Source organism: Verrucomicrobium spinosum DSM 4136 = JCM 18804, from assembly GCF_000172155.1.
GTDB lineage: Bacteria > Verrucomicrobiota > Verrucomicrobiia > Verrucomicrobiales > Verrucomicrobiaceae > Verrucomicrobium > Verrucomicrobium spinosum.
This window is the reverse complement of the sequence record NZ_ABIZ01000001.1, coordinates 4,017,361-4,042,962: the sequence shown is the minus strand read 5'-3', so window position 1 is coordinate 4,042,962 and position 25,602 is coordinate 4,017,361. Positions and strand designations below refer to the sequence as shown.

Here is a 25,602-nt window from a genome sequence, read left to right as displayed (position 1 = left end):
CTGGTCACGATGCAATTTCTTCTCAAGTACCGTACTCAAGCGCTCCTCCTGCTGGCCCTGCTGGTCAGCTTCGGGGTCTCGCAGGCATCAGACAACATCGATGCCTATGTCCTGCAGATCATGTTGATCGCAGGCATCAACATCATCCTCGCCGTGAGCTTGAATCTGGTGAATGGCCACACCGGTCAGTTCTCCCTGGGACACGCCGGCTTCATGGGCGTAGGCGCTTACATGGCGGCTGCCGTTTCGGTGGAGATGGGGCCCTCTCTGATGAACCTCCTGGGTGGCCCCGGACCTGCGCCGCATGCCGTCACGTTCATCATCTCCCTGCTGGTCGGCGGCCTCTGTGCGGCGGCCTGCGGCTGGATGGTAGGCGTGCCCTCCCTTCGTCTCCGGGGCGACTACCTCGCCATTGTCACCCTCGGGTTCAATGAGATCATCCGGGTCATCTTCCAGAATACCGCCAGCAATGGCCCCTTCGGCGGTGCTTTGGGCATGCGGGGTATTCCAGACTACACCACCTTCTTCTGGGTCTTCGGGATCGCTGCCATCTGCATCTATGTCGTGGCTTCCATGGTGAACTCCACCTACGGCCGGGGCTTCCTGGCGGTGCGGGATGACGAGGTCGCCAGTGAATCGATGGGGGTGAACACGGTGCGTTACAAGGTGGTGGCCTTCGTGCTGGGCGCCTTCTTCGCGGGCCTCGCTGGTGGACTGTACGCCCACCTCTTCGGTGCCATCGATCCTAAGGGCTTTGGTTTCCTCAAGTCGGTGGACATCATCATCATGGTCATCCTCGGCGGCATGGGCAGCACCTTGGGTGTCGTAGTCGCTGCCATCGGCTTGACCGTGCTAAATGAGCAACTCCGCGATGCCGAGAAATACCGCATGATCGTGTTTTCGATCCTGCTTATCATCATGATGATTGTCCGGCCTCAGGGCCTTCTGCCCGTCACCTTTGAGAAGAAAAGGAGGAAGTCCGCATGAGTTCGGTCCTTGAACTCAACGACGTCACCATCCAGTTCGGCGGCTTGCGCGCTGTCGGGGGCCTGACGTTCTCCATCCAGCCGGGTGAACTCGTCGGCCTCATTGGGCCCAATGGTGCCGGCAAGACGACGGTGTTCAACCTCATCACCGGGGTCTATCAGCCCACGGGCGGCAGCATCAAGTTCGGCGGGGTCTCCGTGCCAGGGCACAAGCCGCACCAGATCACGAAGCTCGGCATTGCCCGCACCTTCCAGAACATCCGCCTGTTCTCCTCGCTGTCGGTCTTCGACAACGTGCGCACGGCCAAGATGATGCACCTGCAGCATGGCATTGCCCATTCCCTCTTCCGCGGACCAGCGTTCCTGGATGAGGAGGCGATGATCGAGAACGAGGTCTTCGACCTGCTCGATATCTTCGATCTGGGCAAGGAGGCGTCCACGCCGTGCAAGTCGCTTTGCTACGGTGATCAGCGCCGCCTGGAGATCGTCCGCGCCCTGGCCACCAAGCCCAAGCTCCTGCTGCTGGATGAGCCCGCCGCCGGGATGAACCCCACGGAGAAAGAGGAGCTCATGCACCTCATCCAGTTCATCAAAGACAAATTCCAAATCAGCGTGCTGCTCGTGGAGCACGACATGAAGGTCGTCATGGGCATCTGCCAGCGCATCGCCGTGCTCGAGTACGGAGTGAAGATCGCTGAAGGCACGCCCGCAGAAATTCAAAGCAACCCGAAAGTCATCGCCGCCTACCTGGGCACCGAGGATGGAAAGGGCCCGCTCGATGCTTGAAGTCAACCAACTCGAAGTCTCCTACGGAACGATCAAGGCCCTGCACGGGGTGTCCCTGAAGGTGCCGGAGAAGTCCATCGTCACGCTCATCGGGGCCAACGGCGCGGGCAAGTCCACCACCCTCCGCGCCATCTCCGGCCTCATCCGCGCCGGTGGCGGTCAGGTGAAGTACGACGGGAAGGAAATCACCAACCAGTCCCCTCACGCCGTGGTCTCCAAGGGCCTCTGCCATGTGCCGGAAGGCCGCATGGTCTTCGCGAACCTGACCGTTGAGGAGAACCTCAGAATGGGTGCCTACCTGCGTCGGGACAAAGCCGGTATCAAGGAGGACGTGGACTACGCCTTCACCATGTTCCCCCGGCTCAAGGAGCGCATCTCCCAGCTCGCCGGCACCCTTTCCGGTGGTGAGCAGCAGATGCTCGCCATCGCCCGGGCCCTCATGAGCAAGCCCAAGTGCCTCATGCTGGACGAGCCCTCCCTCGGCATCGCACCCATGCTCGTCCGCGCCATCTTTGACCAGATCGTCAAGATCAACAAAGAGCGCGGCCTGACGATTCTGCTGGTGGAACAGAACGCCAACCTGGCGTTGGCCATCTCCCACTACGGTTATGTCCTGGAGACTGGGAAAGTGATCTTGGAAGACTCCGCGGCGGCTCTACGTCAGAATCCGCAGGTTCGCGAGGCTTATTTGGGGGATTAGAGGGCAAGGCTGGCAGGGGCGATGAGTGACGCGTAACGACCCCGGATCCCCTCGGCCCTCATCTTGCAACTCTCGGGAACTTCGCTGAAATTGCGCTGAAGCTTCTCATGCACTTTACTTCCTGCCGTGCAATTCGTTGACCCTCCGCAATGAACTTCTCCGAACAACTGCTTAAACTCGGAGACCACTTAAGGAAGAGTGTATCGCCGATCTACTTAGCCTACGATATTCAAAAACCAGAGTTATGGCGCCCGCTTGGCACTTGCTTTAGAATGCGCAGTGGAGCAATTCAATTGCATGCTACATGCGCTCACGTCTGGGACGAGATGGAGATTTTTCGCAGATCCCATCCCCAAGGGCGGGTAGTGTTTTCAATTTCAGGCACCCTTTGCATCATCAAAGAACTCCACTTGTGGGAGAAATCCGAATCCCGTGAACTTGATCAAGCATATTTCACCACTACACAGCCGACCCCAATATTTTCAGACCCTTCTACTCTAGAGGAGAAGTTTTTCACTCAGCCTCACCCAATCCCTAAACCTCTAGAGGGTGAAGAGTGCTACGTTATAGGTTATCCCAGCGTTGGTCGACATCTCTTGTCCCTACCTATCCGAGAAGACTATTGGGCGGCCTTGTATCCCATAGCACATGTTGGAATTAGGCATGTACACCTTTGGCCAAACCAGGCCAATATCGTAAGCAATGGCAATTCGGACTTGTACACAACTAGCTCAATGCTTGGAGGTGCCAGCGGATCACCAGCATTCATTTTTAGGGAGAACCGGCCATTGATCATTGGAATCTTCTACGAAGGACGAGACTCGCAATCACCTCTCCTTGTAAGCAGGATCGACTACTTGGACGAACATTCCCTGCTTAGAGACAAATTTTAGATGCATTCACAAATACTTCATTCCTACATGTTGGGATAAAGAACTATATGAAACTTAGTAGTGCGCAGCAACTAGTGTGACACTTGCGTTGCAATGCCTGTGCTGTTGTAGCGCATGTCCAATGCCGTCACCATCGCCTTGCATGAGAAGCAAGAGTTAACCCTAGAGAGCCTATCTCGAAGCGCTTTTAGCCCTCAGCGTCTTGTGGAGCACGTGTTGGTTCTGAGTAGTGACGAGAGGAGTCAGGCCCTGGCATTAAAGACGGGGCTCGCCGCCACCTTCACCCATGACTACAAACGGCACGGTACACCGCCACGTTGTTTGCATCGCTCAACGTGGCAGACGCCACGGTCATAAGCACCCGTCAGCAACAACACCGACCCCAGGAGGAGCTGAAACTCCTCAAGTCCCGACACCATCTGACAAGCACCTGCGTCTCATCGTCGGCAACTATGCTAACGCACAACCACGCCCCGGGGCAGGCTTGGCTCAGGCGATGCCCTCGAATCCAGGTGCATTTTACCCCGACAAACATCTCGTGGCTCAATATGGTGGAGAGGTTCTTTCGAGACATCACCACCAAACGACTGCGCTGAGGCTCCATGGTGTGCCCGACCTGATCTGCGCAATCGACGCCTACGAGCCCTGTTACAACAAGGATCCAACCTGTTTGCCTGGACGGCGCAAGCTGCCGACATCCATGCCCAAGTGTGCCGAGTGCACGCGAATCGCGAAAAGTTACCCCAATATTGCGCACCACACAGTGGGGCGCGTCACCGACAATGAGTGGAGGGATCTCGATGAATTTTGGGCTATACAAAGCTCGTTGCAAACTGCAACAGCCAAAAAAAGGCGGAATGGGTAGGGCGCCGAGAGCTCCCACCCAAAAAACGCTAAACGTTCTATTTGGACTTGATTTCCTATAGCAAAACATTTCTTGTCTAATTTGTCGATGAAAATAATGAGGCCATGAAAATGCGAAGCAAAAAAAGCCCCAAAGCCAATGTCAATCCAGTCCAAGGCATAAATCAACACAGTGATTTGGCACAGATCAAAGAATCAATAGCGCGTCAGGAGCTTGTGTTAGTTGTCGGAACCGGCGTGAGCATCGCGCTGACTGAGGGGAAAATGCCATCAATGTCATGGGCAGGCCTCGTGCAAGATGGATTCGCCCATGCGCAAAAAAAAGGTCTTATATCCGACGTGCAATTCGCTGCGTGGCAAGCCCAACTCAATTCAACAGACATTGACGACTTGCTCGGCGCCGCGGAATTCGTGAGTCGCAAATTATCTGCGCCAAATGGAGACCTCTACTCGCGTTGGCTGGAACATGTATTCAAAGCAGAATTCGCATGCAATGAGGCGTTGGCAAGATCAATTGTGGGTCTAAAGAACGCTAGAATACCCTTCTGCACATTAAACTACGACCACCTGCTGGAATCGGTGACAAGTAGTCAGGCGATCACTTTGGATGAAGTAAAACAAGCAGCATCGTGGATGCGAAATGAAACCGATGGAATCCTACATCTCCACGGCTCATGGACTAGACCTGCCACTTGCGTTCTAGGCATACGAGACTACGACGCAACACTGCGAAGCGAAATTCGCGATCTCATGCAAAAGAGCATGTGCTCATTCAAACGTTTGCTTTTTGTCGGCTGCGGGGAGACATTCAGTGACCCCAATTTCACGGCCCTAGTGAAATGGTTGCGAGAGAAAATGAACACCGCAGCCCCCCAACATTATGCATTGGTACTCAACTCACAAGTTTCGATGCGCCACGCTGATCCTAGTTGGCGTGGGTTTGTTGAGCCAATAGGATACGGGGAGCGTTTTCAAGATCTCCCCCAATTTTTAGATTCCCTTCTGCCCTCCAAAAATTTACAAAATAAGTCAATTGCACCAAGCGGGCCCAGCGTGAATGACGACGCTAATTCAAGGGCGCTGCTCCAACGATACAGGGAGTACCTCGTGAGAGACTGTGGTCAAATGACCATCGAAGGTGTGCGGGCGGACATGGAGCTTGGTCAGCGCAAGTTTGATCTCGAGCGCCTTTTTGTGCCCTTGAAGGTAACTAGATGCTCTCCAGAGTTCTCTAAAAACGACCCCCAGGCACAACAAAAACTGGACAAGTGGGTAAAACGATTCGGAAAGCCTGTCGACTTCGGAAAGGCGTTCACATCTAAACGCTGTTTGGCACTCCTTGCTTTGCCAGGTGGCGGCAAGACGCTGTTATTGAAGCGCCTTGCAGTAGCATATGCTAATCCCAATCGCCGTAACGCAACTGAAGATCATTTGCCGTCAGTTGACCTCACGCCAGTTCTAATAAGGTGCCGAGAATGGCGAGAATATATAGGAAAGCCAATTTTGACACTTCTTGGAAACCTTGCCGCCATTACCGGTCAACTTGATCTTGACGGTCTACGGGAAGCTTTAGTTCCGTTGCTTCAAGCTGGCAACGTTTTGTTGCTTGTTGACGGATTGGACGAGATACATGATGATGCTGGACGCGAGTCATTTGTTGAGCACCTCGAGGCATTCTTGGATCAGTATCCAAGGATAAAGTTAGTTGTGACAAGTCGCGAAGCGGGGTTTGGATTGATTGCACCGCGGCTATCCAGGTTTTGCGAAAGATGGCGAGTTGCGCCTTTGGAACCGGATGCAATTAGAAGCCTGTGTGACCATTGGAGGTGCCTCATGGCAGGAGATTCCAGTGAAGCAGTGGAGGAAATGGGTGAGGTTGTTCGGCAGTTGCTGTCCAATCCTTCACTAAATCGGCTTGCTGAAAACCCCCTGCTTTTAACGATGCTTTTGGTGGTGAAGCACGGCGCAGGTCGCCTCCCTCCTGATCGCGTCAGTTTGTATGGCCGAGCAGTCGAGGTCTTGCTTGATACATGGAACATCAAAGGACATGAGCCGCTCAATCTCAAAGAGTCCGTGCCGCAACTTGCCTGTATTGCTTTTCAGCTTATGAAGCAAGGTAAACAGACTGCGACTGAAAAAGAGCTATTGAAGCTTCTGGAAGAGGCTCGAGATCGGTTGCCTCACATTCGGCGATATTCCAAAGGTTCTCCACTTGAGTTCCTCAAGAGAGTCGAGTTGCGTTCCAGCGTCTTGCTAGAAGCCGGTCGGCAGGTTGATGCAGGTATAACGGTTCCATTTTATCAGTTTAGACATTTAACATTCCAAGAGTACCTTGCCGCAGTAGCTGCGGCCGAGGGGCATTATCTTGACTATGAAACCAATGACAACGTCCTTACTCCATTGGCGCATTGTTTGCTCTCAGATGAGTGGAAAGAAGTTGTTCCAATGGCTGCGGTCTTGTCACGCAAGCAGGCTGAACCCTTGATTCTTGAGTTAATCAGAAGGGTCAGCTACCCCGAATCGACCACGCAAGCCCGCGCGGACAAAGGTGTGAGCAAAAGTTCATGGCAGCATCTAGATCCAGCGATCCCGCGAATCATGCAGTGTCTTGTTGAAGAAGCTGAAGCTTCACCTGAGACAATTACGTCCGCAATTCAAGTAGTGGCGTCATGCGCAAAGATAGGCCAAGATTCGCTGGACCTTCGTACAATTGGTCGTGGCCCATATGGCACAGAGTTGTTTCACCACTCATGGTTGCTATTTAGGAGGTTTGATCACCCATTCAGATATCAACACTCCGTCTGCGCCACGATTGCGGGAGCAATATTGACCGGGAAAGCGGTGACCAAAGGGAAAATTGACCCGCAACTCAATTGCCTGCTAACAAGCGATGAGGACGAGCTTGTGGCCAGAGGCTTGTTCGCCATAGCAGATCGATTTGACACCCAATCCGAAGGACACTTTGACCTAAATGAATGGATCATTCTAAGAGAGCCAGTTGTTGCAAACTTGAAGCATCGATCTAGCGCGGTGGTGGGTGCTGCAATTTGGGCTTGGACTCTCATGGCGTACTACAGTGAGTCATCAACCCAACTTTCTGACATAGGGCGTGATTCCATTCTTGAAATCTGGTTGGAAAGCGAAATCGAAGGGATTCAGGAATTAGCGTCCGTAGCTCTGTGGACCCAGATGGGATTACCTCGATCAAGGTGGGCGCCAAATCTCACGGGCGATCAGATAGAGAAGGTTCGACAACTGGGCGACAAAGCTAATGTGAAAAGGGAGGGTGAAAGTAACATACTGGCTAGCTGCATAGTTATTGCATTCCACTCGAAAACGGTATGGCAAGATAGGATTTTGAACCGCATGCTAAGCGATTACAGAAAGCGAAGCCACGCACCACATGGCAAGGGGGATGTAGTCGAAAGTATGAAATCTCAGTTGCACACGCCAGATTGATGACCATCTCGATTCGCGAGGGGTGCAGGGGTGCCGTTCAGGACCTGTTTCTGTTCAACTGGCTCCAGCACCATCGCGCTGCGGAAAACGTGAGAACTCCAACAACCACGAACAACAAGGGATTCAGGATGTATCCGAGCGGATTGGGGTAGTCCAGAAACAGGCCGGTCTCACCGGCACGAGCCATCGGCCGTCGGATTCGACCGGAAAGGCAACAGCGGTGAGTTGGCCCGGTGTGAAGTCTGAGGTGGACGGACGGCCGACTCACTGGTCTTGAGGGCTTCGAGGACTTTGGTCAGCGTTTGCCCCACAAACGCCGTCTCGGCCTTTTGCCCTGTGGCGTGTGACAGAGATCTTTTTTATCTCAATCAAATCGACTGACAAACGCATCTTCAGCGATCACATCGGCTTCGCCGTCGCAAAGCAAAATCACCCTTTTTTGGGCGTCAGATGCTGGTGATGCAATCAGGAGGTCTCTTGAATTATTCTTTGCCCGAAAGTTATACACCCAAGGGTGTAATTCTTTTGACGTCGGATCTTTAAACAAAAATAAGCGCTCGATTCCCTTTTTCAATTTTTTGGGCGCTTCGCTGAATTGAGTGGGTAGATTCTGGTCTTTTGTGGGGATTTTGCTAGAGGATAGGCATGGATCAGAACAGCTTGTTTGAGGCAGCATTGGGGCTGACGGCACCTTGGAAGGTCATCGGCAGTGGTCTGGAGCGCGATCAGAGCGGCAAGATGTTCCTGTGCCTGGAGATTGAGGTGCAGTCCGGTGCGAAGTTGCCCTGTCCCTGCTGTAGCAAGCTTTGCACGTCCTATGATCACGAGTTGAAGCGCTGGCGGCATTTGAACTTCTGGCAGCATGCCACTTACTTGAGTGCGAGGGTGCCGCGGGTGGATTGTCCTGAACACGGGGTGAGGCAGGTGGAGGTTCCTTGGGCGCGAGCGGGCAGCGGCTTTACGCTGATGTTTGAAGCGCTGGTGATGGCCCTGTCCCGAGAGATGCCCGTCAGCGCGGTGGCCGGTCTGGTGGGAGAGACCGACACCCGGTTGTGGCGGGTGGTGCATCACTATGTGGGACAGGCCCATGCTTCCCAAGACTGGAGCGAGGTCCATGTTCTGGCCATTGATGAGACTGCCACGCGCAAAGGCCACCGCTATGCCACAGTGGCGGTTGATCTTCGACCTGAGACAGGAGCCTCAGCACGCTTGTTGTTCATGACCCCGGGGCGCAGTGGCGAGTGTGTCGAGCTGGTGGCTCAAGCCATGCCCGCGCATGGGGCGCAGCCAAGCCAGGTCAAAGTGGTGGCCATTGATCTGAGCCCCGCTTATCAGAAGGGAGCGGCGGAGCACTTCCCCGCAGCGCAAGTGGTCTTTGACCGCTTCCACGTCATGAAGCTGGCCCAGGAGGCCACCGATGCGGTGCGCAAGCAACTGCATCGCATGGGTGCCGATGTCAAAGGGGGGCTGTGGGCCTTGAGGGGCAATTGGGAGGGGCTCAAAGCCTCGCAGAAGCAGTTGCGAGACGAGTTGTGCGCCCGGTACAAGGAAATTGGCCGTGCCCTTGCGCTGCGTGAGCACCTGCAGGAGACATGGGAGTGGCCAGGGGTCTTCATGGCAGAGCATCATCTCAAGCGATGGTGTCAGTGGGCAGACCGGAGCCGGCTGGAGTCGTTCCGCAAGTTGTCACGCACGATCAAAAAGCACTGGGCGGGAATCCTTGCGTACTACCCCAACCGGGTTACGTCGGCGGCGATTGAAGCCATCAACGGGATCCTTCAAACCGCCCGCCGGCGGGCAAGGGGCTTTCGCAACTTTGCCAACTTCCAAGCCATTGCGTACTGGATGGCAGGAGATCTGGACTTGAAGCTCCGGCCCGCATTTACCCACCCATAACAGCGAAGAGCCATTTTTTGTCATGGTCGAAGCACTCTAACACAGATCTCAAGTTAACGGGAAATTGCCTGTTTGGTTCGCTATCAGAAGTGTAAATGTTCTAGGCCACGCCCAATTGGATTGCTTTCTGCTTTTCCGCAAGCCACTCGGCAGTATCGTTCATCGGTTTCATATTGTTCAACGAGACTTCCTGAGTTCTGTTTAGAAACACACCACCCATACGTGGGGCATTGTGAGCTTGTAGCAGAATGTAGGCGAGCGGATTGGGGTAATCCAGGAACAGGCCGGTATCCTTGCTTCTGTCCCAGGCTACTGTGAAAACTGGGAACCTGGTGCCGTGGAGTGAGTCTTCCCTCCCCCAGGGGATGAAGGAGGCGGCGACGCCAAATGCTGCCAGCACGAGAATGCCCGACAGTTTCAGGAGACGGGTGTACACGGGGCCTTTCATATGCAACGGGTACGGTGCCTTAGTCTGACTGGTTGCTCCAGGACGATCTCGCGTGCCTTGGGTTTCCCTTCTCGTGAATAGGACCAGGCGATGGGATGTTCATCCAGTCTTCGCGGGCCACTTTCGTGCGAAGTCCTTCAGGGGCGGAGCGAAGCCTAGGACGAGCCATCTGCCGCCTGCTTTGAGCGGCCATTCATCCGAGAACCCTTCCCCTTCCGGTCGCTTCCGTGCCTCTACCATGATGTGGAAGTGGGTGGACAACACCCGCACCTGGCAAAACCCCTCGCAGACCCGTATGACCGGCCCAAACCGCTCCCATCCCGGCGAGCCAATCTCGTTCGATGGCGGCTTTGAGTGGAGGTTCTAGTCCGGGCGATAGGTAATCTCCTCCCCCTTTGACCAAGGCCAGACGTCCGGCCGGGCGCAGGTCTTGGCCTACTTTTTTGACGTGTGTCCAGGCTTGAATGCCTTCTACGACAATCTATGCTGCTGGGTAGTTTGTCCTTTCTGCATGAGTACAAGGTGTTTCAGCGTCAACGGTCGGTCCTTCGTGGTGGCGGGTGTGTCGGACACAGATCGGTATTTCAACGCCATTGAGGGCAGATTTGAAGCGAGGTTTCAGCACTTTTGCCGACTGTTTTTGGCTGAGGATGCCGTTGCACTTGATGTGGGGGCCAACATTGGTGTGACGTCGCTGATTTTAAGCGAGCGATTGAGATCAGGCAGGGTGTTTGCGTTCGAGCCTGGGGAAACGGTTTTTCAGCTTCTTCAGGAGAATTTGAAAAACAATGCCGTTTCCAATGTGGATGCCTATCATCAGGCGGTTTCAGACAAGACACAACGGGTCCGGTTTCTCGAAAATTCAGCCTTTGGCTATATTGAGCCAGACGGCGAAAGCGATTCAGTATCGGCAAGCGACATCGAGGGTTTTGCGTTGGATGATCTTGTGGGCAGATTGGGGCTTGAACGTCTTGATTTCATCAAGGTGGATATTGAAGGGCACGAGCCACAGTTTTTTGACGGGGCGACGGCGACCCTGGCGCGTTTCAACCCCGTCGTTTACTTTGAGCTCAATAGCTGGTGCTTGATATCCCAGAGCAGGAATCATCCCCTGGACTTCATGCGCCGCATCACCTCCCAGTTTGAGTTCGTTTACAGGGTAAACAAGAGCGAGAGTGAGGCGGTTTTGCTTGAACGGATGGATGCGGACCCTGTTAAAGCAGCCATGAAGCTGGTGCATGACAATATGGCATGCTTCAATTCCGTTAATGACATTGTTGTTACCAACAACCCTCATGCCTTGCATCCCGGCGTGGTTTCCCTGATGACAAAGTGTGGGGACCTGCAGCAGACGCTGGATCTGGCAAAACAGGAGAATGAAGACTTGAGGAGGCAGCTTGAGGCTGGCTCCATGGAGCGAGAGAAGATGGCAGGCCTGCTAAAGGCCTCACGCAGGGAACTGGATGCGCTACGTCAGCAGATAGGCGAGACTCTGAAGTCACGCCTCTGGAAATACACTAAAACCTACAAAACGTTGCGAAAGCTGGGGGCGAGAAAGCCGTGAGGTGGTCGTGAATTGAGGAGCTGCGCTGCAAAGAGGTCCCGAATGCTCCTCAGGCGTCGTCTGGTTGTGTCAACCGGCTCAGGCAACGAAGCGGTAGTGCGATCAAGGCAGGCAGAGCAAAAGACCGCGAAGTCTGGCTGTCGTTGTTTGGGGTAAGGGTCCACACGGCGACTGGCCGGATGGCACATCCAGACTGCGCCTGTGGCGATGCCTGCATATGTTCTGGTGGTGCCAACCGGTGTGCGGGAGGAACGTGGGCAATCTACTCCCTGGACACACACGACCATCCAAAGGAAGTTGGCGGCGAGCAGGCAGGGGGCCGTCTTCGCGCGGCGCTCCTCGGCGACGGGGCCGGGCACACTCGCCGCGCTCTCCGATCACGAGGGCAGCAGCTCAGCGCCTTTGATGAGTCGGCAGAACTCTTTTTTGGTCGCCTGGAGGTGCTTGCCTGTCTTGGCCTCGAGGTCGGTCATGTCCTTGTACTCCACGGAAAGACGCTCCAGGTGCACGATCCGGATGTAGCGCTCCCCTTGTTTCCAAACTTGACCTTGCTGTAGCTTCATCCTGGAACGTAGCTGCATATTCTTCAATTGCGAGCCTGGACTCTCCCGGCTTGGTGCCAGGGTTTACGCGCATGAAGGAGGGAGAGGATTGGGAGCCTGAAGTGTGGATCCATGGTGGCGAGTTTGCGCTTTCTACGCAGACTGATCTTGGCTGGGTGCCGATGCAGGGTGCTGATGACCATCTCTCATAGGATGGTCAGGTTGTGGGCGGCGGTGCGATCTCGTACCTGGCGGTGATCTTCTCCAAAGGTCACATCCAGCACCCAGTGGCAGCGGTTTTCAACGCTCCAGTGCCCTCGCACCAGGCTGGCCAGACGTTCCACATCCGCTTTGAAGCTGCACAGGAAGTAATGCACTTCCTCTACAGGTGGGCCATCGTAGTCGCGCTGCACCTCACGGCGCACCTGGGCCACGCTCTTCAGGCCTGCCCTGCCCATTTCCAACTTTTGTGATACCATCTGAGATCCTCCACGATGGTGTACTCACGCTTCTCACAATGCCCATGGGAGAGTTCCAAGGTCACACTTTGCGCTGCCGCAGGCTCTTGAGATCCACAGACTCAGCCTCCTTGAAGTGGGCGCTCACCGCTTGAAGTGCGCTGGGCTGGTTGGCTTTGAGGGCGAGAACATAATCGGCACCCGCCTCAATGATCTGCTCAGCAATGGGGCCTTGTGTCCCCACGGCATCAATGACCAGCTGGCTCTGGGCGAGGTCCTCCATGTCCAGATAGCTTTCGCCATCACACAAGGTGCTGCAAAAGGCGATGAGGAGCACTTCATCAAGCCGGTGGAGAACTTTGCCGGCCTGGCGGGGGCGGGAAGTCTGGAAAACTTGGCCCGCAAAGCTTGCAAAGCGTCTTGAGAAGGAAGCTGGGAACTCATGCTCTCACCTCAAAAAGGCGGGAGCCCCCTAAAAACCATATACTTAACAAATCTTATGTTTTCACAGTCAGTTCATGCGTAAGCCCTGACTTGGTGCCTGTTCATCTCCCCTATCCCTCCTGCCTGATTTCCCAGTTCAACCTCGTTCTCGACCTCCTGGCGGGCTTCATCCTGATTTGGGGTGCGCCATGCCACGGCCAGGCGGGCAGCGGGAGCTGGGTACCTACAGCTGCGGCACGACGGTGACGGAAGGCATGCTCCTGGTGAACAACGCCGCTGGGTCCGGCACGGGCAGTGGCAGCGTCTCCGTGGCGGCTGGGGCCAAGCTCGGCGGTGGCGCAGCATCACGGGTGGCAGCACGGCCAATATCAGCCTGGGCGCAGGAAGCTTCCTGGTGGTGGGGCAAAGCCACGGCGGAGTGACGGCGACGGTGGCAGAGGACCTTGCGATGACGGTCACCGGCACCGGTGCGTCTTCGTTCAACAGCGCCACGGTGTTCCAGTTCGATCTGTTCTTGCGGAATCTGGCGTCGTCGTCGTCGCTAACTTATTCCCGGATTGCCCGTATTAACTCCGCCTTGAGACCGCTTCCTCCCATGAAACGCACTTCCGCCCTCCTCTCCTGCCTGCTGCTTCCAGCGGCAGTCGCCACGGCTGCCAACGGCCCCCCGGCCCCGGCCCCTGCTCCAGCCCAGCTCATCAAGCAGTCACCGATGCTCTCGCCCGAGCAGGAGCTCAAGACCATTGAGCTGCCCGATGGCTACAAGCTGGAACTCGTGCTGAGCGAGCCCCAGGTCACGGAGCCGGTGCTGTGCGTCTTCGACGGGAATGGCCGTATGTACGTGGCGGAGATGAACACCTACATGCAGGACATCGACGGCACTGATGAACTGACGCCGAAGAGCCGGATCAGCTGGCACGAGAGCAGCAAGGGCGATGGCGTGTATGACAAGCACTCCGTCTATCTGGACAACCTGCTGCTGCCCCGCATGGTGCTGCCGCTGGATGACCGGGTGCTCGTGGGCGTGACAAACACGAACGACATCACGCTCAACAGGGACAAGGACGGGGATGGCAGGGCGGATGAACAGTCGCTCTGGTACGAGGGCGGTCCTCGTGGTGGCAACCTCGAGCACCAGCCGAGCGGGCTGGTCTGGGGTCAGGACAACTGGATCTACACCACCTACAACAGCTACCGCCTGCGCTGGAACGGCGCAGGTGTGGCGGCAGGCAAGGAGAACACGGCAGCGAACGGCGGCCAGTGGGGCGTGGCGCAGGATGACTACGGCAAGATGTGGTGGTCCAACGCTGGTGGTGAAAAGGGTCTCTGGAACTACCAGACGCACATCCTCTATGCAGCCATCAACGTGAGCAGCCAGAAGCCGGCGGACTTCGATACCGTCTGGCCCCTCGTGGGGGCCTACGACTTTCAGGGTGGGCCCAACCGGTCACGCCCTGAAGATGGCACGCTGAACCACTTCACCGGTTGCGCGGGCCAGACCGTCTATCGCGGGGACCGCCTGCCCAGGGAACTTTACGGCAACGTGTTTCTTCCTGAACCCGTGGGCCGCCTCATCCGCCGTGCCACGGTAGAGGTGAAGGACGGGGTCACCACAGTGGCGAATCCCCATGGCCAGTCCGAGTTCCTCCGCAGCCGGGACCTGAACTTCCGCCCGCTGAACATGACCACCGGGCCGGATGGCTGCCTCTACATCGTGGACATGTATCGCGGCATCATCCAGGAAGGCAACTGGGTGAAGGAAGGCAGCTACCTGCGCGGCAAGGTCATTGAGAACGGGTTCGAGAAGAACATCGGCAAGGGCCGCATCTGGCGTCTCACGCACAAGGACTTCAAGCCCGGGCCCCAGCCGCGCATGCTGGAGGAAACGCCCGCCCAGTGGGTGGCGCACCTCGCCCACCCGAATGGCTGGTGGCGCGACACCGCCCAGCGCATGCTGATTGTGAAAAGTGACAAGTCGGTGGCGCCCGCCCTGGTGGCCATGACGCAGAAGCATGAGAATCACCTGGCCCGCATCCATGCCCTCTGGACCCTGGAAGGTCTTGGCGCGTTAACTCCTGAACTGGTGACGGAAAAGCTCAAGGACGAGGACGCCCAGGTGCGTGCGGCGGCCATCCGCGTGGCGGAGACGCTGCTGAAACAGGGCAACGAGGCCCTCATTGCCCAGATCAAGTCCCTGCGTCAGGACAGCTCCCCCACCGTGGTGCTGCAGTCGCTCATGACCGGCAAGCTGCTCAACTGGCCGGACTGGAAGAAGGACTCGCAGACCACCCTCTTCTTGAGCCCGTCTCTGGGGGTGAAGGAGATCGGCGCGCAGCTCCTGGTGGAAGCCCCCAAACTGGCGGGCAATTTCAGTCAGCAGGACAAGAAGCGTCTGGAGAAGGGGCAGGAGGCTTTTCGTACCATCTGCTTTGCCTGCCACGGCTTTGACGGCAAAGGGATGCCCATGCCCGGTCGTGAAGGGGTGACCATGGCCCCGCCGCTGGCTGGTTCCAAGACGGTGCTGCAGAGCGACTTCCTGGTGAAGGTGCTCCTGCATGGTCTGGCAGGCCCGATCGAAGGCAAGACGTATGAGTCGCAGATGGTACCACTGGGCAGCAACAGCGACGAGTGGATTGCCGATGTGGCCAGCTATGTGCGCAAGGCCTTTGGCAACCAAGGCGCATTGGTCACGAAGGATGAGGTGAAGAAACTGCGCACGGCGAACAAGGATCGCGTGGTCGCCTGGACCATTGACGAACTGCGGGCCGGACTGCCTCAGCCGATGACCAACTCGAAGGAGTGGAAGCTCACCTCAAGCTTGAACGACAGCGCCCTCTCCAAGGCTCTGGACAATGATCCTGGCAGCCGGTGGAGCACCAACAAGTTCCAGGCAGGTGGCGAGTGGCTGACGATTGAACTGCCCGCCGAGACCGAGGTGGCGGGAGTGGAACTGGACAGTACCCGTTCTGCCAACGACTTCCCCCGCGGTTACACGGTGGTGGTGTCCAGCAACGGCACGGAGTGGTCCAAACCTCTGCTCACGGGGCAACCCTCCGGGGCCGTGACGGAGCTGGTGTTTGAGAAACCCGTGAAGACCAAGTTTGTGAAGATCACTCAGACGAGCTCTGCCAAGGGAAACTTCTGGAGCGTGCATGAGCTCCATGTGATGAAACCGGCAGCAGCTGTTCCCGCAGTGGGCGCGAAGTGAGGACCGAGTGGTCGAAAAGCTAGCAAGTAGGTTTGAATGCCTCGCGGGATGGATATCCGCGGGGCATTTTTTTGGGAGTGCGGGTGTGGAGCTTAACGTGGCTGCGTTCGTGAGAACGCGGTTCACAGGGTGAACTCACCGAACGGGCAACAAACGAGACAACGACGTTCAAAGGCCGTGCGTTGCGCATTCTTGCGAATGCACCTACGACTGAGGTGCACGCTCTCTCGCCCCAACAATTTCCTTGTGCAACACCGGCACTTCATGGTGCAATCCTCTGGTGGAATCGACCCACGCACGTCAGCCCACCTCTGCTCCTGAGGCCATTGTCCCTTTTGGCCCGACGGCTTTGAACTGGGTTGCCATCATTGGGATGGTGGCGTGCACCTTTCTTATCGGCGGCGGCTATCTGTTCAAGAAAGCCCGCACTCTCCAGGCAAAGACGGCCATCAAAGGGCTGGCGATTGCGATGAATGGCTACGAGACGGAGTATGGACGAGCTGTGGGCAAGTCCTTGGGCGACAAAGTGAGGCTGACTGAGGGGCACGACAGCCTCACCGAAGGCGACCTGCTGGCCACCCTCATGCAGTTGTCGATGACGCACAATCCAAGGAAGGTCCGTTTCTACGATCCTCCTGCGGCCAAGGGGCAGGTGAATGGCGCATGGTTCGATGCAACTGGGGTGGTGCATCTCAGCGATCCTTGGGGTGCGCCTTACCGCGTGCGGGCTGATTTGAATGGTGACGGATTGATTCCCGATCCGGCCATGCCGACGGCGACGGTGAAGGCGCAGTACCTCATCTACTCGGCAGGTCCTGATGGCGACCCCAGCACCTGGAGAGATAATGTGGCGTCGTGGAAGTGAGAGTGCGAGGGTTGAGCGAGGCAAATGGCGTTGTTGCAATGAACCTTCCACCCGAAGAATCGTACATCTATCCCGCCGAACAGCCAGGCGAACGCCCCGTGGTTGCTCCCGCCGGGTTCAAGTGGGGGTGTGCGTTGGCCCTCTCACCGATGCTGCTGATTGTCGCGGTGATGGCGCTGATCGCTCTCTTCCCTCGAACTCACAAGCCTCAGACCAAGACCATGATGAAAGGCATCGAGATCGCTTTCAAGGCCTATCAGACGGAATACAACCGTTGTCTTCTGGATGAGATGCAGCTCCCTGGAGACCAGAATCTGGTCTTCGAGGGGGAGATCCTGAGTGCCCTCGTGGCAGAATCAACAAAGTACAACCCACGCAAGGTTCGGTTCTTCTACCCTCCTGTTGCCCAGCGAAAGAAGGGCGGTGCATGGAGGGATGAATCTGGGACTTTGCAATATCGCGACGATATGGGGAATTCGGTCATGATTCGCTATGATGCCGATGGAGATGACAAGGTGATGGACCCAGATGACAACAGCAGTCAGTTGCATGGGCGTTATATGCTCTTTACTGCCGGGATGGATCGCGATCTATCGACTACCCGAGACAATCTCAAATCCTGGCAGTGACATATCTCCACCATGGACGCCCTCGAAATCACTCCGCCTGGCAATCGGCCCCGATGGGGCTGTATCGTCTCAGCTGTGCTGGTTTTGGGATTGCTCGCGTGGTTCAGTATTCCCACAGGGTCGCACACTCCACGGAAATAGAAGCTGAGCGACTTCAGGCAAAGACAGCCATTAAGGGGCTGGAGATTGCTCTCGCCGGGTTCCAAACGGAATATAATGTGCCAATCACCAATAGACTCGGGTTCAAGGAAAGCAAAAATCACCCCGTTGACGAGGTTCTCCTCAGGCCGCTCATGGCCGTCGAGTCGGAACTGAACCCGCGAAAGATTCGTTTCTATGACCCTCCAGAAAGCAAGAAGGGTAAGCACGGACTGTGGCGCGACCCTTCCGGAGGCCCACAAATACAGATGCGTGACCCTTGGGGAGGCCCCTTTCGCGTTCGCAGTGACTCGGACGGCGACGGCAAGATCTCCAATCCCGAGGCCCCTACAGCGTCAATAACCGATTAAAATCGGAACAGTGTTCCAGGGAAGTTGAGATGCCGGAGGCGACGTCGCTGGCATCCGCTCCGGGATGCAATACTGAATCTGATCTTCCGGAGGTATCAGTCGCTACGCTCCTTCAACCGTCCGGCTAATGGCTTTGATGCCTCCGGCATCGGGCAATCAGGGCTGGGACACCATCAGATCGTCAAAGTCGACAAGCCAACTTCCCGATGAGGTGAGGGCATCTTCTCGGGTGTGATTCTTTATTCCGCTGGCCCGGATCAAGACTGCGACACTTGGAAAGACAACGTCACCTCCTGGAAGTAGGCGCCTCTTCCCCTCGATATGCCACGGAATCTGCTCGACGCACCCGAAGTGGTGCCAAGTCCCTCTCGTTTTCCCCGAGGCTGCGGGTGCCTCGTTATTGCGATGCTTCTGTTGGCATTTCTCGTTTAGGCCCCCGACTTTTGCAGCCGTACTGGGACTCTCCATGGCAGCGGCCACCGAGAACTCAGCGAAAGGAGTTCCTGTGTCTTAATCGTCAATGGTCTCAAGGCGTATGAGATGGAATACATCATGGAGTTGCCAGAATTGCTCGGCAGGTCGTTGCAGGCGGATGTGTTGGTGGACTCTGACGTTCTGGGAGCCCTGACGGCGACGGAGAAGCGATGGAACGCTCGTGGTGCCTGCCTCCTTGAGCCACCTGGTGCCAACAAGGAAGGCATGCGAGGAATATCGAAAGACGATGACAAGGACGGCAAGATCGCCCATCCTCAGAAGCCAGGGGAATTCATCGAGGCTCGCTATATTGTCTATACGGCAGGGCGGGACATGGATCCGGCCACCTGGGAAGACAACATCACTTCTGTTCCTGACCTTCCACGAAAACCTTTCTGGTCTTGGGAGTGAGAGGTTCTCATTTTGGCGCAAAATCATCCCGTTCTGGCCACAACCACCCTGCTCTATCACTCCAAGACTCCATTATCAGCCCCCTCTCCAGCAATTTGCCATTGCGCTCCCCCCTACTCCATGCTGCAATCCCGCCCCATGTTGAAGAAAACCTTTATCAAAACGCTGGTGGCCCTCACCATGAGCGCTACCCTCGGGCTCCAGGCCCAGGACGCGGCAACACCCGCCAACAACCAACCTGTCAAAGGCAAAGTGAAAGTCACCCTCGAGACCTCCAAAGGCAACATCGAACTGGAACTGGACGCCGACAAGGCCCCGATCTCCGTTCAGAACTTCCTCAGCTACGCGAACAAGGGTACCTACGAAGGCACCATCTTCCACCGCGTGATCCCGGGCTTCATGATCCAGGGGGGTGGTTTTACCCCAGACATGCAGCAGAAGCCGACCGACAAGCCCATTGAGTGCGAGTCCAAGAACGGCCTCAAGAACGCCAAGGGCACCATCGCCATGGCCCGCACCAGCAACCCGCACAGCGCGACCTGCCAGTTCTTCATCAACGTGAAGGACAACACCTCCCTCGACTATCCGAATCCGGATGGCTGGGGCTACGCCGTCTTCGGCAAGGTGACCAAGGGCATCGAGATCTGTGACGCCATCGTGAACGTGCCGACCACCCGGAAGGGCCCCCACGGCGACGTCCCAGTGGACCCGATCACGATCAACAAGGTGACCGTTTCCCAGTAGTGCTGAGTATTTGAGACCATCATTTCTCCGGCGCGCGTAATCTGATGGGCAACCCTCAGTTTTCTGCGCGCCGGTACGCTTTTTCACCCCCGCCCCACGGATGCTTCTCCCACTTGAAGATCTCTATACAGACGTGATAGCCAAGGCCCAGCGTGGCCTCGGAATCAACGATCAAGAACTCGCCAGCCAGGCTGGTGTAGATCCCCAGCTTCTGGAATCAGTCAAATCTGGGTCGGTGGACGAAGACGTCCTGGAGAAGATCGCCCCAGTGCTGAAGTTGCACGGCCCGACCCTGGTGGTCATGGCGCGCAAAACCTGGCGCCCACATCCCCTGGAGATCAATGGCTTGCGCCAGTTTAACACGACATTCGATGACATGACGGTGAATGCCTACCTGGTCTGGGACACCACGACCAAGGCAGGAGCCGCCTTTGACAGCGGTGCCGACGCCAGCGACATGGCTGATATGGCTCGCGCGCTGGGCGTGCGACTTGAGGCCGTCTTCCTCACCCATACCCACCCCGACCACGTGGCGGACATCGCCACGCTGCGCAAGGGCAAACAGCCTCTCTATGCATGCGAAAAGGAACCCTGGGAAGGGGCCACCCTGTTCGCCATCGGCAAGGAATTCACCATTGGCAATCTCCGGATCGAGACCCGCCAGACCACGGGACACTCCAAAGGCGGCACCACGTACGTGATCCACGGGCTGGCGCGTCCCATCGCGATCGTGGGAGACGCCCTCTTCGCCAGCTCCATGGGCGGCGGAGCGGTGTCCTATGCGGATGCGCTCAAGACCAACCGGGAGGCCATCTTCACCCTGCCGGAGAACACAGTGGTGTGCCCTGGTCACGGCCCGATGACGACCGTGGGCGAGGAGCGTCAGCACAATCCGTTCTATCCCGAGTACAAGCGCGCCCCGCATCCAGTGCCCTCGGATTAAGAATCCGGGCTGCGTCGTCATCTTTCCTTCCGTCTTTCCGGTTCACAACCGTCCTAAATTCTTTATGTCACCTACCATTGCGTTTGTCGGAGTTGGCCGTATGGGCGCCAACATGGTGCGCCGCCTCATGGATTGCGGCTACAACGTCACCGCTGTGTATGATACCTACAAGGAGGGTGCCAGCGCACTCGCCAAGGAAGTGGGGTGCCATCACGCTGAAACACTGGCCGGGGTGACGGCTGCCGCCGATGTCATTTTCACCGTGGTCACCAATGACGAGTCCATGCGGACGATCTTCTTTGGCGAGGGTGACAACCTCCTGAAGGGCGCGTCCGGGAAGATTTTCATCAACTGTGCCACCGTCTCGCCAGCCATCCATCGCGAGGTGTATGATGCTGCGAAGAAGGCAGGCGCAAGCTCACTGGAAGCCAGCATGGCCTCCAGCATCAGTCACGCACGTGAAGGCAAGCTCTATCTCATGCTGGCAGGTGACGAGGCAACCTACAACAAGGTGCTGGCCATCATCGAAGACATGAGCGTGAACCGTCGCTTCATTGGCGGCCCCGGCCGTGCGGCCGAGGTGAAGGTGCTGGTGAACATGGTGATGAACATCAACACCGCCGGTCTGGCGGAAGGCCTGGGTCTGGCTGCCGCCTTGGGGCACGATCTGGACATGGTCCGTGAGGTGTTTTCCCAGACGGGGGCCAACTCCCGGGTGCTTGAGACCGATGGTGGGGACATGGCCGACCGATCCCATGACTGCTGGTTCAGCGCCGCCCACGCCGCCAAGGACAGCGGAATAGCGGGTGCCATGGGCAAGGAAGTGGGGCTCAACCTCCCGCTCAATGACGCCACGACGGCCCAGTATCGCAAGATGGTGGACCTTGGCCTTGGCGAACTCGACAAGAGCGGGATCGCGGAACTAACGTTCAAGGGCCGCCACGGCTGATGCCCGCCGTCTGAAACGGTTTCAGATTTTCACAACCTGCAAAAAGCCCCGGGATCGTGTGCGATTCCGGGGCTTTGAATATTCAAGCCTGATGGCCTGCGCCGGGCACGGCTACTTCAGCACTTCGTTGTAGAAGCTCTGCCAGTCGTCCAGGTTGTTCAGACCGATGGCGTCCTTCACGGTGCCATCATCTGGACGGCCAGCGGAGCTCAAGATGGCAGCCCGGGTGGCGTCGTCATGAATGTAGCCCTTGATGGCGTCGTTCAGCGTTTGGACAGCAGCCTTGTCGAGACTGCCCCCCTTCTTGGCGAGCACCCAGCCCTCGAGCTGCACATAGGTGGGCTTGTCGCTCTTGATGTACGCGAGGAACTCTTCGCGGTCCAGGCCGAGGCCGTCGAGCACCATCTGGTCGTAACCCTTGCCGCAGCCGGGATAGTCAGGGTGGAGCTTGCCGGAGGCTTCGAGAGAGGCCTTCTGCCAGAGACGGGGCAGATGAAGCACCCCGAGCGGGCCGGCCACGCCGGAGGAGATGAGAGGAACAAACTGGCTCATGATCACAGATAGGGTTGAATTGCGTGCATGCGGCTCCGCTCAGTTGGCGGGGCCGTGCGCAGTCTGGCGATAGCCTCTGGCAGCGGCAAGCAAAAAGATCCCGGGGGTGAAGGTCATTTCCACCATCAAGATGTGAAAATATCACGTCTGGAAGAAACTTGCGTACATACGCTCCATGTCGTCGTTTATGCCAACTCCAAACATGCTCATGAGATCCACCTTGCTGGCCCTTGCCGCTGTCACCCTCACGCCCTTCTCACTGGAAGCGCATGACGGTCTTCTCGCCCAGAACGCAGTCGCTCCGCCGGATACCGCGTCTGTCACGCAAAACGTGAAAATGGGGGGAGGCACCCACCAATTCAAGTCCGTCGCGGGGTGGTGTGAAATCCCGACCAGTGCCGGTGCCGTGCTGGGGGCTACCCACGGTGGCATCGTGGTGGACAAGGCAGGACTTATCTACTTCAGCACCGACACCGACCGCTCAATCATGGTCTATTCCCCTGAGGGCAAATACCTCCGGTCCTTCGATCCCAAATTCAGCGGCTGCCATGGCCTCGCGATCCACGAGACCAATGGGGAGCAGTTCATCTACGCAGCGCATCTCAAGGGGGGCCAGGTGGTCAAATTCAATCTGGACGGCACTCCCGTGCTGACCATCCCCTACCCGGCGGAAAGTGGCAAATACACCAAAGCGGGGGAATACAAGGTGACAGGAGTGGCGGTCGGCCCCAATGGCGACATCTACGCTGCAGATGGTTACGGAAAGAAGTGGATCCACCGCTACAGCGCTGACGGCAAGTACGTGAGCTCGTTCGGAGGCCCAGACCCCGATCTCAAAAATCCTACGAAAGAACTGCTCTCCAACCCCCACGGCATCTCGTTGGACACTCGCGGCCCCCAACCCCTCTTGCTTGTGGCAGACCGGGAGAAGAGCCGTCTGGTGCACTTCGACCTCGAGGGGAAGTTCGTGGCCGTGGTCATCGAGAACCTGCGCCGCCCGTGCAGCATGTCCATTCGCAATGGCGAGGTCGCCATCGCTGAGCTTCAGGGCCGGGTCACGATTCTGGACAAGGACAACAAGGAAGTGGCCCACCTGGGGGACAACCCGAACAAGAAGGAATGGGCCAACTTCAAAGTTCCCACCACAGACTGGAAGGACGGCATCTTCACCGCCCCCCACGGCATCGGGTATGACGCCGCAGGCAATCTTTTTGTGATGGACTGGAATCAGAGCGGCCGCGTCTCCAAACTCCAGAAACTCTAGCACCTGCCCTCTCCCTTTTGCCCCCGGTGCCGGAGTTCCCGGCCCGGGGGCTTCTCATTTCCGGGGCAGGAGCCCAAGCAGAAACCACAATGCCACTTGCGCAACCCCCGGAAATCTGGCATTTCACCCGCTCGCTTTTTCCCACCCCATGCAACCGAACACCTACCGTACGCACCACTGCAACGAACTGCGCCTCGCCCACGTCGGGGAAACCGTCACGCTGTCTGGCTGGGTGAATTCGGCTCGCGACCAGGGCGGCGTCATTTTCGTGGACTTGAGGGACCGGGAAGGCGTGACTCAGATCGTCTTCCGTTCCGAGGAGAACCCCGAAGCCGCTGCCGCCAGCCACAAGCTCCGTGATGAAGACGTCCTCCAGATCACCGGCAAGGTGGTGAAGCGCCTCGAAGGCACGAACAACGACAAGCTCGCCACCGGTGAGGTGGAGCTTGTCGTTTCCAGCCTCACGATGCTCAACAAGGCCGCGGTGCTGCCCTTCCAGCTCGACAAGGAGCTCAGCAACGAAGACCTGCGTCTCAAGTACCGCTACCTCGACCTGCGTCGTCCGCGCATGACTCGGAACCTGCGCACCCGTCACCGGGTGACGAAGGCCACGCGTGACTACCTCGATGCCCACGGTTTTGTGGAGGTGGAGACCCCGATCCTTTCCAAGTCCACCCCGGAAGGTGCGCGTGACTTCCTCGTGCCCTCCCGTCTGAGCCCGGGCAAGTTCTATGCCCTGCCCCAGGCCCCCCAGCAGTACAAGCAGCTGCTCATGGTCGCGGGTCTCGAGCGTTATTTCCAGATCGCCAAGTGCTTCCGTGACGAAGACCTCCGTGCAGACCGCCAGCCCGAGTTCACTCAGGTGGACATCGAAATGTCCTTCCCCACGGAAGAAGACATCTACAACCTCGTGGAAGGCCTGCTCAAGGACATGTTCAAGGCCGGTCGCGACGTGGAAATCCCCCTCCCCTTCCCGCGCATGACGTGGAAAGAGGCGATGGACCGCTACGGCATCGACAAGCCCGACACCCGCTTCGGCAATGAGATCACCGACCTCGGTGACATCTTCACCAAGACCGAGTTCAAGATCTTCCGCGGCGTGCTCGACGGCGGCGGAGTGGTTCGTGCCATCAACGCCAAGGGCTTCGCCTCCGTCACCACCGGCCAGATGAACCGTCTCAACGAGATCGCCATCCAGGCGGGTCTGCCCGTGAAGACGCTGGCGTTCATCAAATATGAGAACGGCGAGTACAAGTCCCCGCTTTGGCGCTTCTTTACCGATGAGGAAAAGGCGGCGCTCATTGAGCGCATGAAGATCGAGGAAGGCGACATCGTCTTCTTCGTGGCTGGCCCATGGGAAAGCACCTGCACCATCCTGGGACGCGTCCGCCTTGAGGTGGCTGAGATGATGGGCACTACGAAGGGCAGCGATGCGCTGAACTTCCTCTGGGTTGTGGACTTCCCCTTGCTCGCCTACAGCGAGGAAGACGCCAAATGGTGCGCTGTGCACCACCCATTCACCCGGCCGAAGACCGAAGACATTCCGCTGCTGGAAGAAGGAAAGTACAGCGAAGTACGCGCCATCGCGTACGACGTGGTGCTCAACGGTTGTGAACTGGGCGGTGGATCCCTGCGGATCCACGAGAGTGATCTCCAGGCCAAGATGTTCAGCGTTCTCGGCGTCAGCGAGGAGGAGCAGAAGATCATGTTCAGCCACATCCTTGAAGCCTTCCAGTTTGGTGCCCCGCCCCACGGCGGTCTGGCTCTCGGTCTGGACCGCATCATCATGCTGGCCGCCGGTGAGGACAGCATCCGTGAGGTCATTGCCTTCCCGAAAAACAACCGTGGCATGGAGCTGATGACCGCCAGCCCGAGTCCGGCCGACTTCAAACAGCTCCGCGAAATCTACATCCAGAGCACCTGGAAGGAGAAAAAGGCGGAAGAGCAGGCGTAAGGAGGGGCCGACGTTCGAACAGGATTGCCAGTCGGTGGCGATTTGTTCAGAATGCGCCCA

21 protein-coding genes and 1 pseudogene are annotated in these 25,602 nt (G+C 57.3%); 17 read left to right on the top strand and 5 right to left on the bottom strand.

Going from position 1 to position 25,602, the window contains the following annotated elements; translation table 11 throughout:
- The first annotated feature begins 9 nt into the window (after nucleotides 1-9).
- The 4 genes from VSP_RS16330 (at nucleotide 10) to VSP_RS16315 (ending at nucleotide 7,688) form a co-directional block, all read left to right on the top strand.
- The gene (locus VSP_RS16330) at nucleotides 10-987 is read left to right on the top strand and encodes a branched-chain amino acid ABC transporter permease (protein ID WP_009962001.1); all 978 of its coding nucleotides are present in this window, start codon (nucleotides 10-12) and stop codon (nucleotides 985-987) included.
- Entirely contained in the window at nucleotides 984-1,772 is a 789-nt protein-coding gene (locus VSP_RS16325) for an ABC transporter ATP-binding protein (protein ID WP_009962000.1), read from the top strand. Before VSP_RS16330 ends, VSP_RS16325 begins: the two co-directional genes overlap by 4 nt.
- On the top strand, nucleotides 1,765-2,472 hold the full coding sequence (locus tag VSP_RS16320) for an ABC transporter ATP-binding protein (protein WP_029190501.1): 708 nt from the start codon (nucleotides 1,765-1,767) through the stop codon (nucleotides 2,470-2,472). The genes VSP_RS16325 and VSP_RS16320 overlap by 8 nt, the downstream gene beginning before the upstream one ends.
- Before the next feature lie 1,862 nt (nucleotides 2,473-4,334).
- Nucleotides 4,335-7,688 carry an SIR2 family protein gene (locus VSP_RS16315; protein WP_009961997.1) on the top strand — a complete coding sequence of 1,118 codons (3,354 nt, stop codon included), beginning with the start codon at nucleotides 4,335-4,337 and terminating at the stop codon, nucleotides 7,686-7,688.
- 364 nt (nucleotides 7,689-8,052) lie between these two features.
- On the opposite strand, the gene VSP_RS42350 is transcribed toward VSP_RS16315, so the two are convergent.
- A complete protein-coding gene (locus VSP_RS42350) occupies nucleotides 8,053-8,262 on the bottom strand; it encodes a hypothetical protein (protein WP_156345832.1) in 210 nt (69 codons plus the stop codon).
- A 71-nt stretch (nucleotides 8,263-8,333) separates the two neighbouring features.
- Between VSP_RS42350 and VSP_RS16305 the strand changes: the two genes are divergently transcribed.
- The gene (locus VSP_RS16305) at nucleotides 8,334-9,584 is read left to right on the top strand and encodes an ISL3-like element ISVsp17 family transposase (protein WP_009961995.1); all 1,251 of its coding nucleotides are present in this window, start codon (nucleotides 8,334-8,336) and stop codon (nucleotides 9,582-9,584) included.
- Nucleotides 9,585-9,684: 100 nt separating this feature from the next.
- On the opposite strand, the gene VSP_RS16300 is transcribed toward VSP_RS16305, so the two are convergent.
- Nucleotides 9,685-10,032 (bottom strand): hypothetical protein, encoded by a 348-nt coding sequence (locus VSP_RS16300; RefSeq protein WP_009961994.1) that lies wholly within the window; start codon nucleotides 10,030-10,032, stop codon nucleotides 9,685-9,687.
- 238 nt (nucleotides 10,033-10,270) lie between these two features.
- On the opposite strand from VSP_RS16300, the gene VSP_RS43615 reads away from it, so the two are divergent.
- Entirely contained in the window at nucleotides 10,271-10,399 is a 129-nt protein-coding gene (locus tag VSP_RS43615) for a hypothetical protein (RefSeq protein WP_269724134.1), read from the top strand.
- 144 nt (nucleotides 10,400-10,543) lie between these two features.
- Nucleotides 10,544-11,596 (top strand): FkbM family methyltransferase, encoded by a 1,053-nt coding sequence (locus tag VSP_RS16285; protein ID WP_009961992.1) that lies wholly within the window; start codon nucleotides 10,544-10,546, stop codon nucleotides 11,594-11,596.
- A 377-nt stretch (nucleotides 11,597-11,973) separates the two neighbouring features.
- Here VSP_RS16285 and VSP_RS16280 read toward each other — a convergent pair whose 3' ends face one another.
- Nucleotides 11,974-12,177: a hypothetical protein gene (locus VSP_RS16280; protein ID WP_198141407.1), complete on the bottom strand. Its 204-nt coding sequence runs from the start codon at nucleotides 12,175-12,177 to the stop codon at nucleotides 11,974-11,976.
- Nucleotides 12,178-12,182: 5 nt separating this feature from the next.
- Nucleotides 12,183-13,040 (bottom strand): annotated as a pseudogene (locus VSP_RS41060) (ISAs1 family transposase).
- 188 nt (nucleotides 13,041-13,228) lie between these two features.
- Here VSP_RS41060 and VSP_RS16260 point away from each other — a divergent pair.
- From VSP_RS16260 to VSP_RS16215, 8 genes are all read left to right on the top strand, one after another.
- Nucleotides 13,229-13,462, top strand: coding sequence for a hypothetical protein (locus tag VSP_RS16260; protein ID WP_009961983.1), 234 nt, complete (start codon nucleotides 13,229-13,231; stop codon nucleotides 13,460-13,462).
- A 173-nt stretch (nucleotides 13,463-13,635) separates the two neighbouring features.
- Nucleotides 13,636-16,248 (top strand): DUF7133 domain-containing protein, encoded by a 2,613-nt coding sequence (locus tag VSP_RS16255; RefSeq protein ID WP_009961982.1) that lies wholly within the window; start codon nucleotides 13,636-13,638, stop codon nucleotides 16,246-16,248.
- 280 nt (nucleotides 16,249-16,528) lie between these two features.
- Nucleotides 16,529-17,113 carry a hypothetical protein gene (locus VSP_RS16250; protein WP_009961981.1) on the top strand — a complete coding sequence of 195 codons (585 nt, stop codon included), beginning with the start codon at nucleotides 16,529-16,531 and terminating at the stop codon, nucleotides 17,111-17,113.
- 38 nt (nucleotides 17,114-17,151) lie between these two features.
- Complete coding sequence (locus VSP_RS16245) at nucleotides 17,152-17,742, top strand: hypothetical protein (protein ID WP_009961980.1); 591 nt, start codon at nucleotides 17,152-17,154, stop codon at nucleotides 17,740-17,742.
- Between the two features lie 1,061 nt (nucleotides 17,743-18,803).
- Complete coding sequence (locus VSP_RS16230; RefSeq protein ID WP_157210932.1) at nucleotides 18,804-19,136, top strand: hypothetical protein; 333 nt, start codon at nucleotides 18,804-18,806, stop codon at nucleotides 19,134-19,136.
- A 138-nt stretch (nucleotides 19,137-19,274) separates the two neighbouring features.
- Nucleotides 19,275-19,880: a peptidylprolyl isomerase gene (locus VSP_RS16225; protein WP_269724133.1), complete on the top strand. Its 606-nt coding sequence runs from the start codon at nucleotides 19,275-19,277 to the stop codon at nucleotides 19,878-19,880.
- Nucleotides 19,881-19,980: 100 nt separating this feature from the next.
- A complete protein-coding gene (locus VSP_RS16220) occupies nucleotides 19,981-20,823 on the top strand; it encodes an MBL fold metallo-hydrolase (RefSeq protein WP_009961974.1) in 843 nt (280 codons plus the stop codon).
- 64 nt (nucleotides 20,824-20,887) lie between these two features.
- Nucleotides 20,888-21,772: an NAD(P)-dependent oxidoreductase gene (locus tag VSP_RS16215; protein ID WP_029190498.1), complete on the top strand. Its 885-nt coding sequence runs from the start codon at nucleotides 20,888-20,890 to the stop codon at nucleotides 21,770-21,772.
- A 111-nt stretch (nucleotides 21,773-21,883) separates the two neighbouring features.
- Here VSP_RS16215 and VSP_RS16210 read toward each other — a convergent pair whose 3' ends face one another.
- Nucleotides 21,884-22,324 carry a hypothetical protein gene (locus tag VSP_RS16210; protein WP_009961971.1) on the bottom strand — a complete coding sequence of 147 codons (441 nt, stop codon included), beginning with the start codon at nucleotides 22,322-22,324 and terminating at the stop codon, nucleotides 21,884-21,886.
- Between the two features lie 208 nt (nucleotides 22,325-22,532).
- On the opposite strand from VSP_RS16210, the gene VSP_RS35795 reads away from it, so the two are divergent.
- The gene (locus VSP_RS35795) at nucleotides 22,533-23,588 is read left to right on the top strand and encodes an NHL repeat-containing protein (RefSeq protein ID WP_198141406.1); all 1,056 of its coding nucleotides are present in this window, start codon (nucleotides 22,533-22,535) and stop codon (nucleotides 23,586-23,588) included.
- Nucleotides 23,589-23,736: 148 nt separating this feature from the next.
- Nucleotides 23,737-25,542 carry an aspartate--tRNA ligase gene (gene aspS / locus VSP_RS16195; protein ID WP_009961968.1) on the top strand — a complete coding sequence of 602 codons (1,806 nt, stop codon included), beginning with the start codon at nucleotides 23,737-23,739 and terminating at the stop codon, nucleotides 25,540-25,542.
- The last annotated feature ends 60 nt before the right edge of the window (nucleotides 25,543-25,602 follow it).

Excerpts from the sequence above, each read along its gene's own strand:
- VSP_RS16245 (WP_009961980.1), top strand. The coding sequence starts at position 17,152 with ATGAACCTTCCACCCGAAGAATCGTACATCTATCCCGCCGAACAGCCA.
- VSP_RS16220 (WP_009961974.1), top strand. The coding sequence starts at position 19,981 with ATGCTTCTCCCACTTGAAGATCTCTATACAGACGTGATAGCCAAGGCC.
- VSP_RS16225 (WP_269724133.1), top strand. The coding sequence starts at position 19,275 with ATGTTGAAGAAAACCTTTATCAAAACGCTGGTGGCCCTCACCATGAGC.
- VSP_RS16230 (WP_157210932.1), top strand. The coding sequence starts at position 18,804 with ATGGAGTTGCCAGAATTGCTCGGCAGGTCGTTGCAGGCGGATGTGTTG.
- VSP_RS16325 (WP_009962000.1), top strand. The coding sequence starts at position 984 with ATGAGTTCGGTCCTTGAACTCAACGACGTCACCATCCAGTTCGGCGGC.
- VSP_RS16305 (WP_009961995.1), top strand. The coding sequence starts at position 8,334 with ATGGATCAGAACAGCTTGTTTGAGGCAGCATTGGGGCTGACGGCACCT.
- VSP_RS16285 (WP_009961992.1), top strand. The coding sequence starts at position 10,544 with ATGAGTACAAGGTGTTTCAGCGTCAACGGTCGGTCCTTCGTGGTGGCG.
- VSP_RS16315 (WP_009961997.1), top strand. The coding sequence starts at position 4,335 with ATGAAAATGCGAAGCAAAAAAAGCCCCAAAGCCAATGTCAATCCAGTC.
- aspS (WP_009961968.1), top strand. The coding sequence starts at position 23,737 with ATGCAACCGAACACCTACCGTACGCACCACTGCAACGAACTGCGCCTC.
- VSP_RS16280 (WP_198141407.1), bottom strand. The coding sequence starts at position 12,177 with ATGCAGCTACGTTCCAGGATGAAGCTACAGCAAGGTCAAGTTTGGAAA.
- VSP_RS16210 (WP_009961971.1), bottom strand. The coding sequence starts at position 22,324 with ATGAGCCAGTTTGTTCCTCTCATCTCCTCCGGCGTGGCCGGCCCGCTC.
- VSP_RS16330 (WP_009962001.1), top strand. The coding sequence starts at position 10 with ATGCAATTTCTTCTCAAGTACCGTACTCAAGCGCTCCTCCTGCTGGCC.
- VSP_RS16320 (WP_029190501.1), top strand. The coding sequence starts at position 1,765 with ATGCTTGAAGTCAACCAACTCGAAGTCTCCTACGGAACGATCAAGGCC.
- VSP_RS35795 (WP_198141406.1), top strand. The coding sequence starts at position 22,533 with ATGAGATCCACCTTGCTGGCCCTTGCCGCTGTCACCCTCACGCCCTTC.
- VSP_RS16215 (WP_029190498.1), top strand. The coding sequence starts at position 20,888 with ATGTCACCTACCATTGCGTTTGTCGGAGTTGGCCGTATGGGCGCCAAC.
- VSP_RS16260 (WP_009961983.1), top strand. The coding sequence starts at position 13,229 with ATGCCACGGCCAGGCGGGCAGCGGGAGCTGGGTACCTACAGCTGCGGC.
- VSP_RS16300 (WP_009961994.1), bottom strand. The coding sequence starts at position 10,032 with ATGAAAGGCCCCGTGTACACCCGTCTCCTGAAACTGTCGGGCATTCTC.
- VSP_RS16255 (WP_009961982.1), top strand. The coding sequence starts at position 13,636 with ATGAAACGCACTTCCGCCCTCCTCTCCTGCCTGCTGCTTCCAGCGGCA.
- VSP_RS43615 (WP_269724134.1), top strand. The coding sequence starts at position 10,271 with ATGATGTGGAAGTGGGTGGACAACACCCGCACCTGGCAAAACCCCTCG.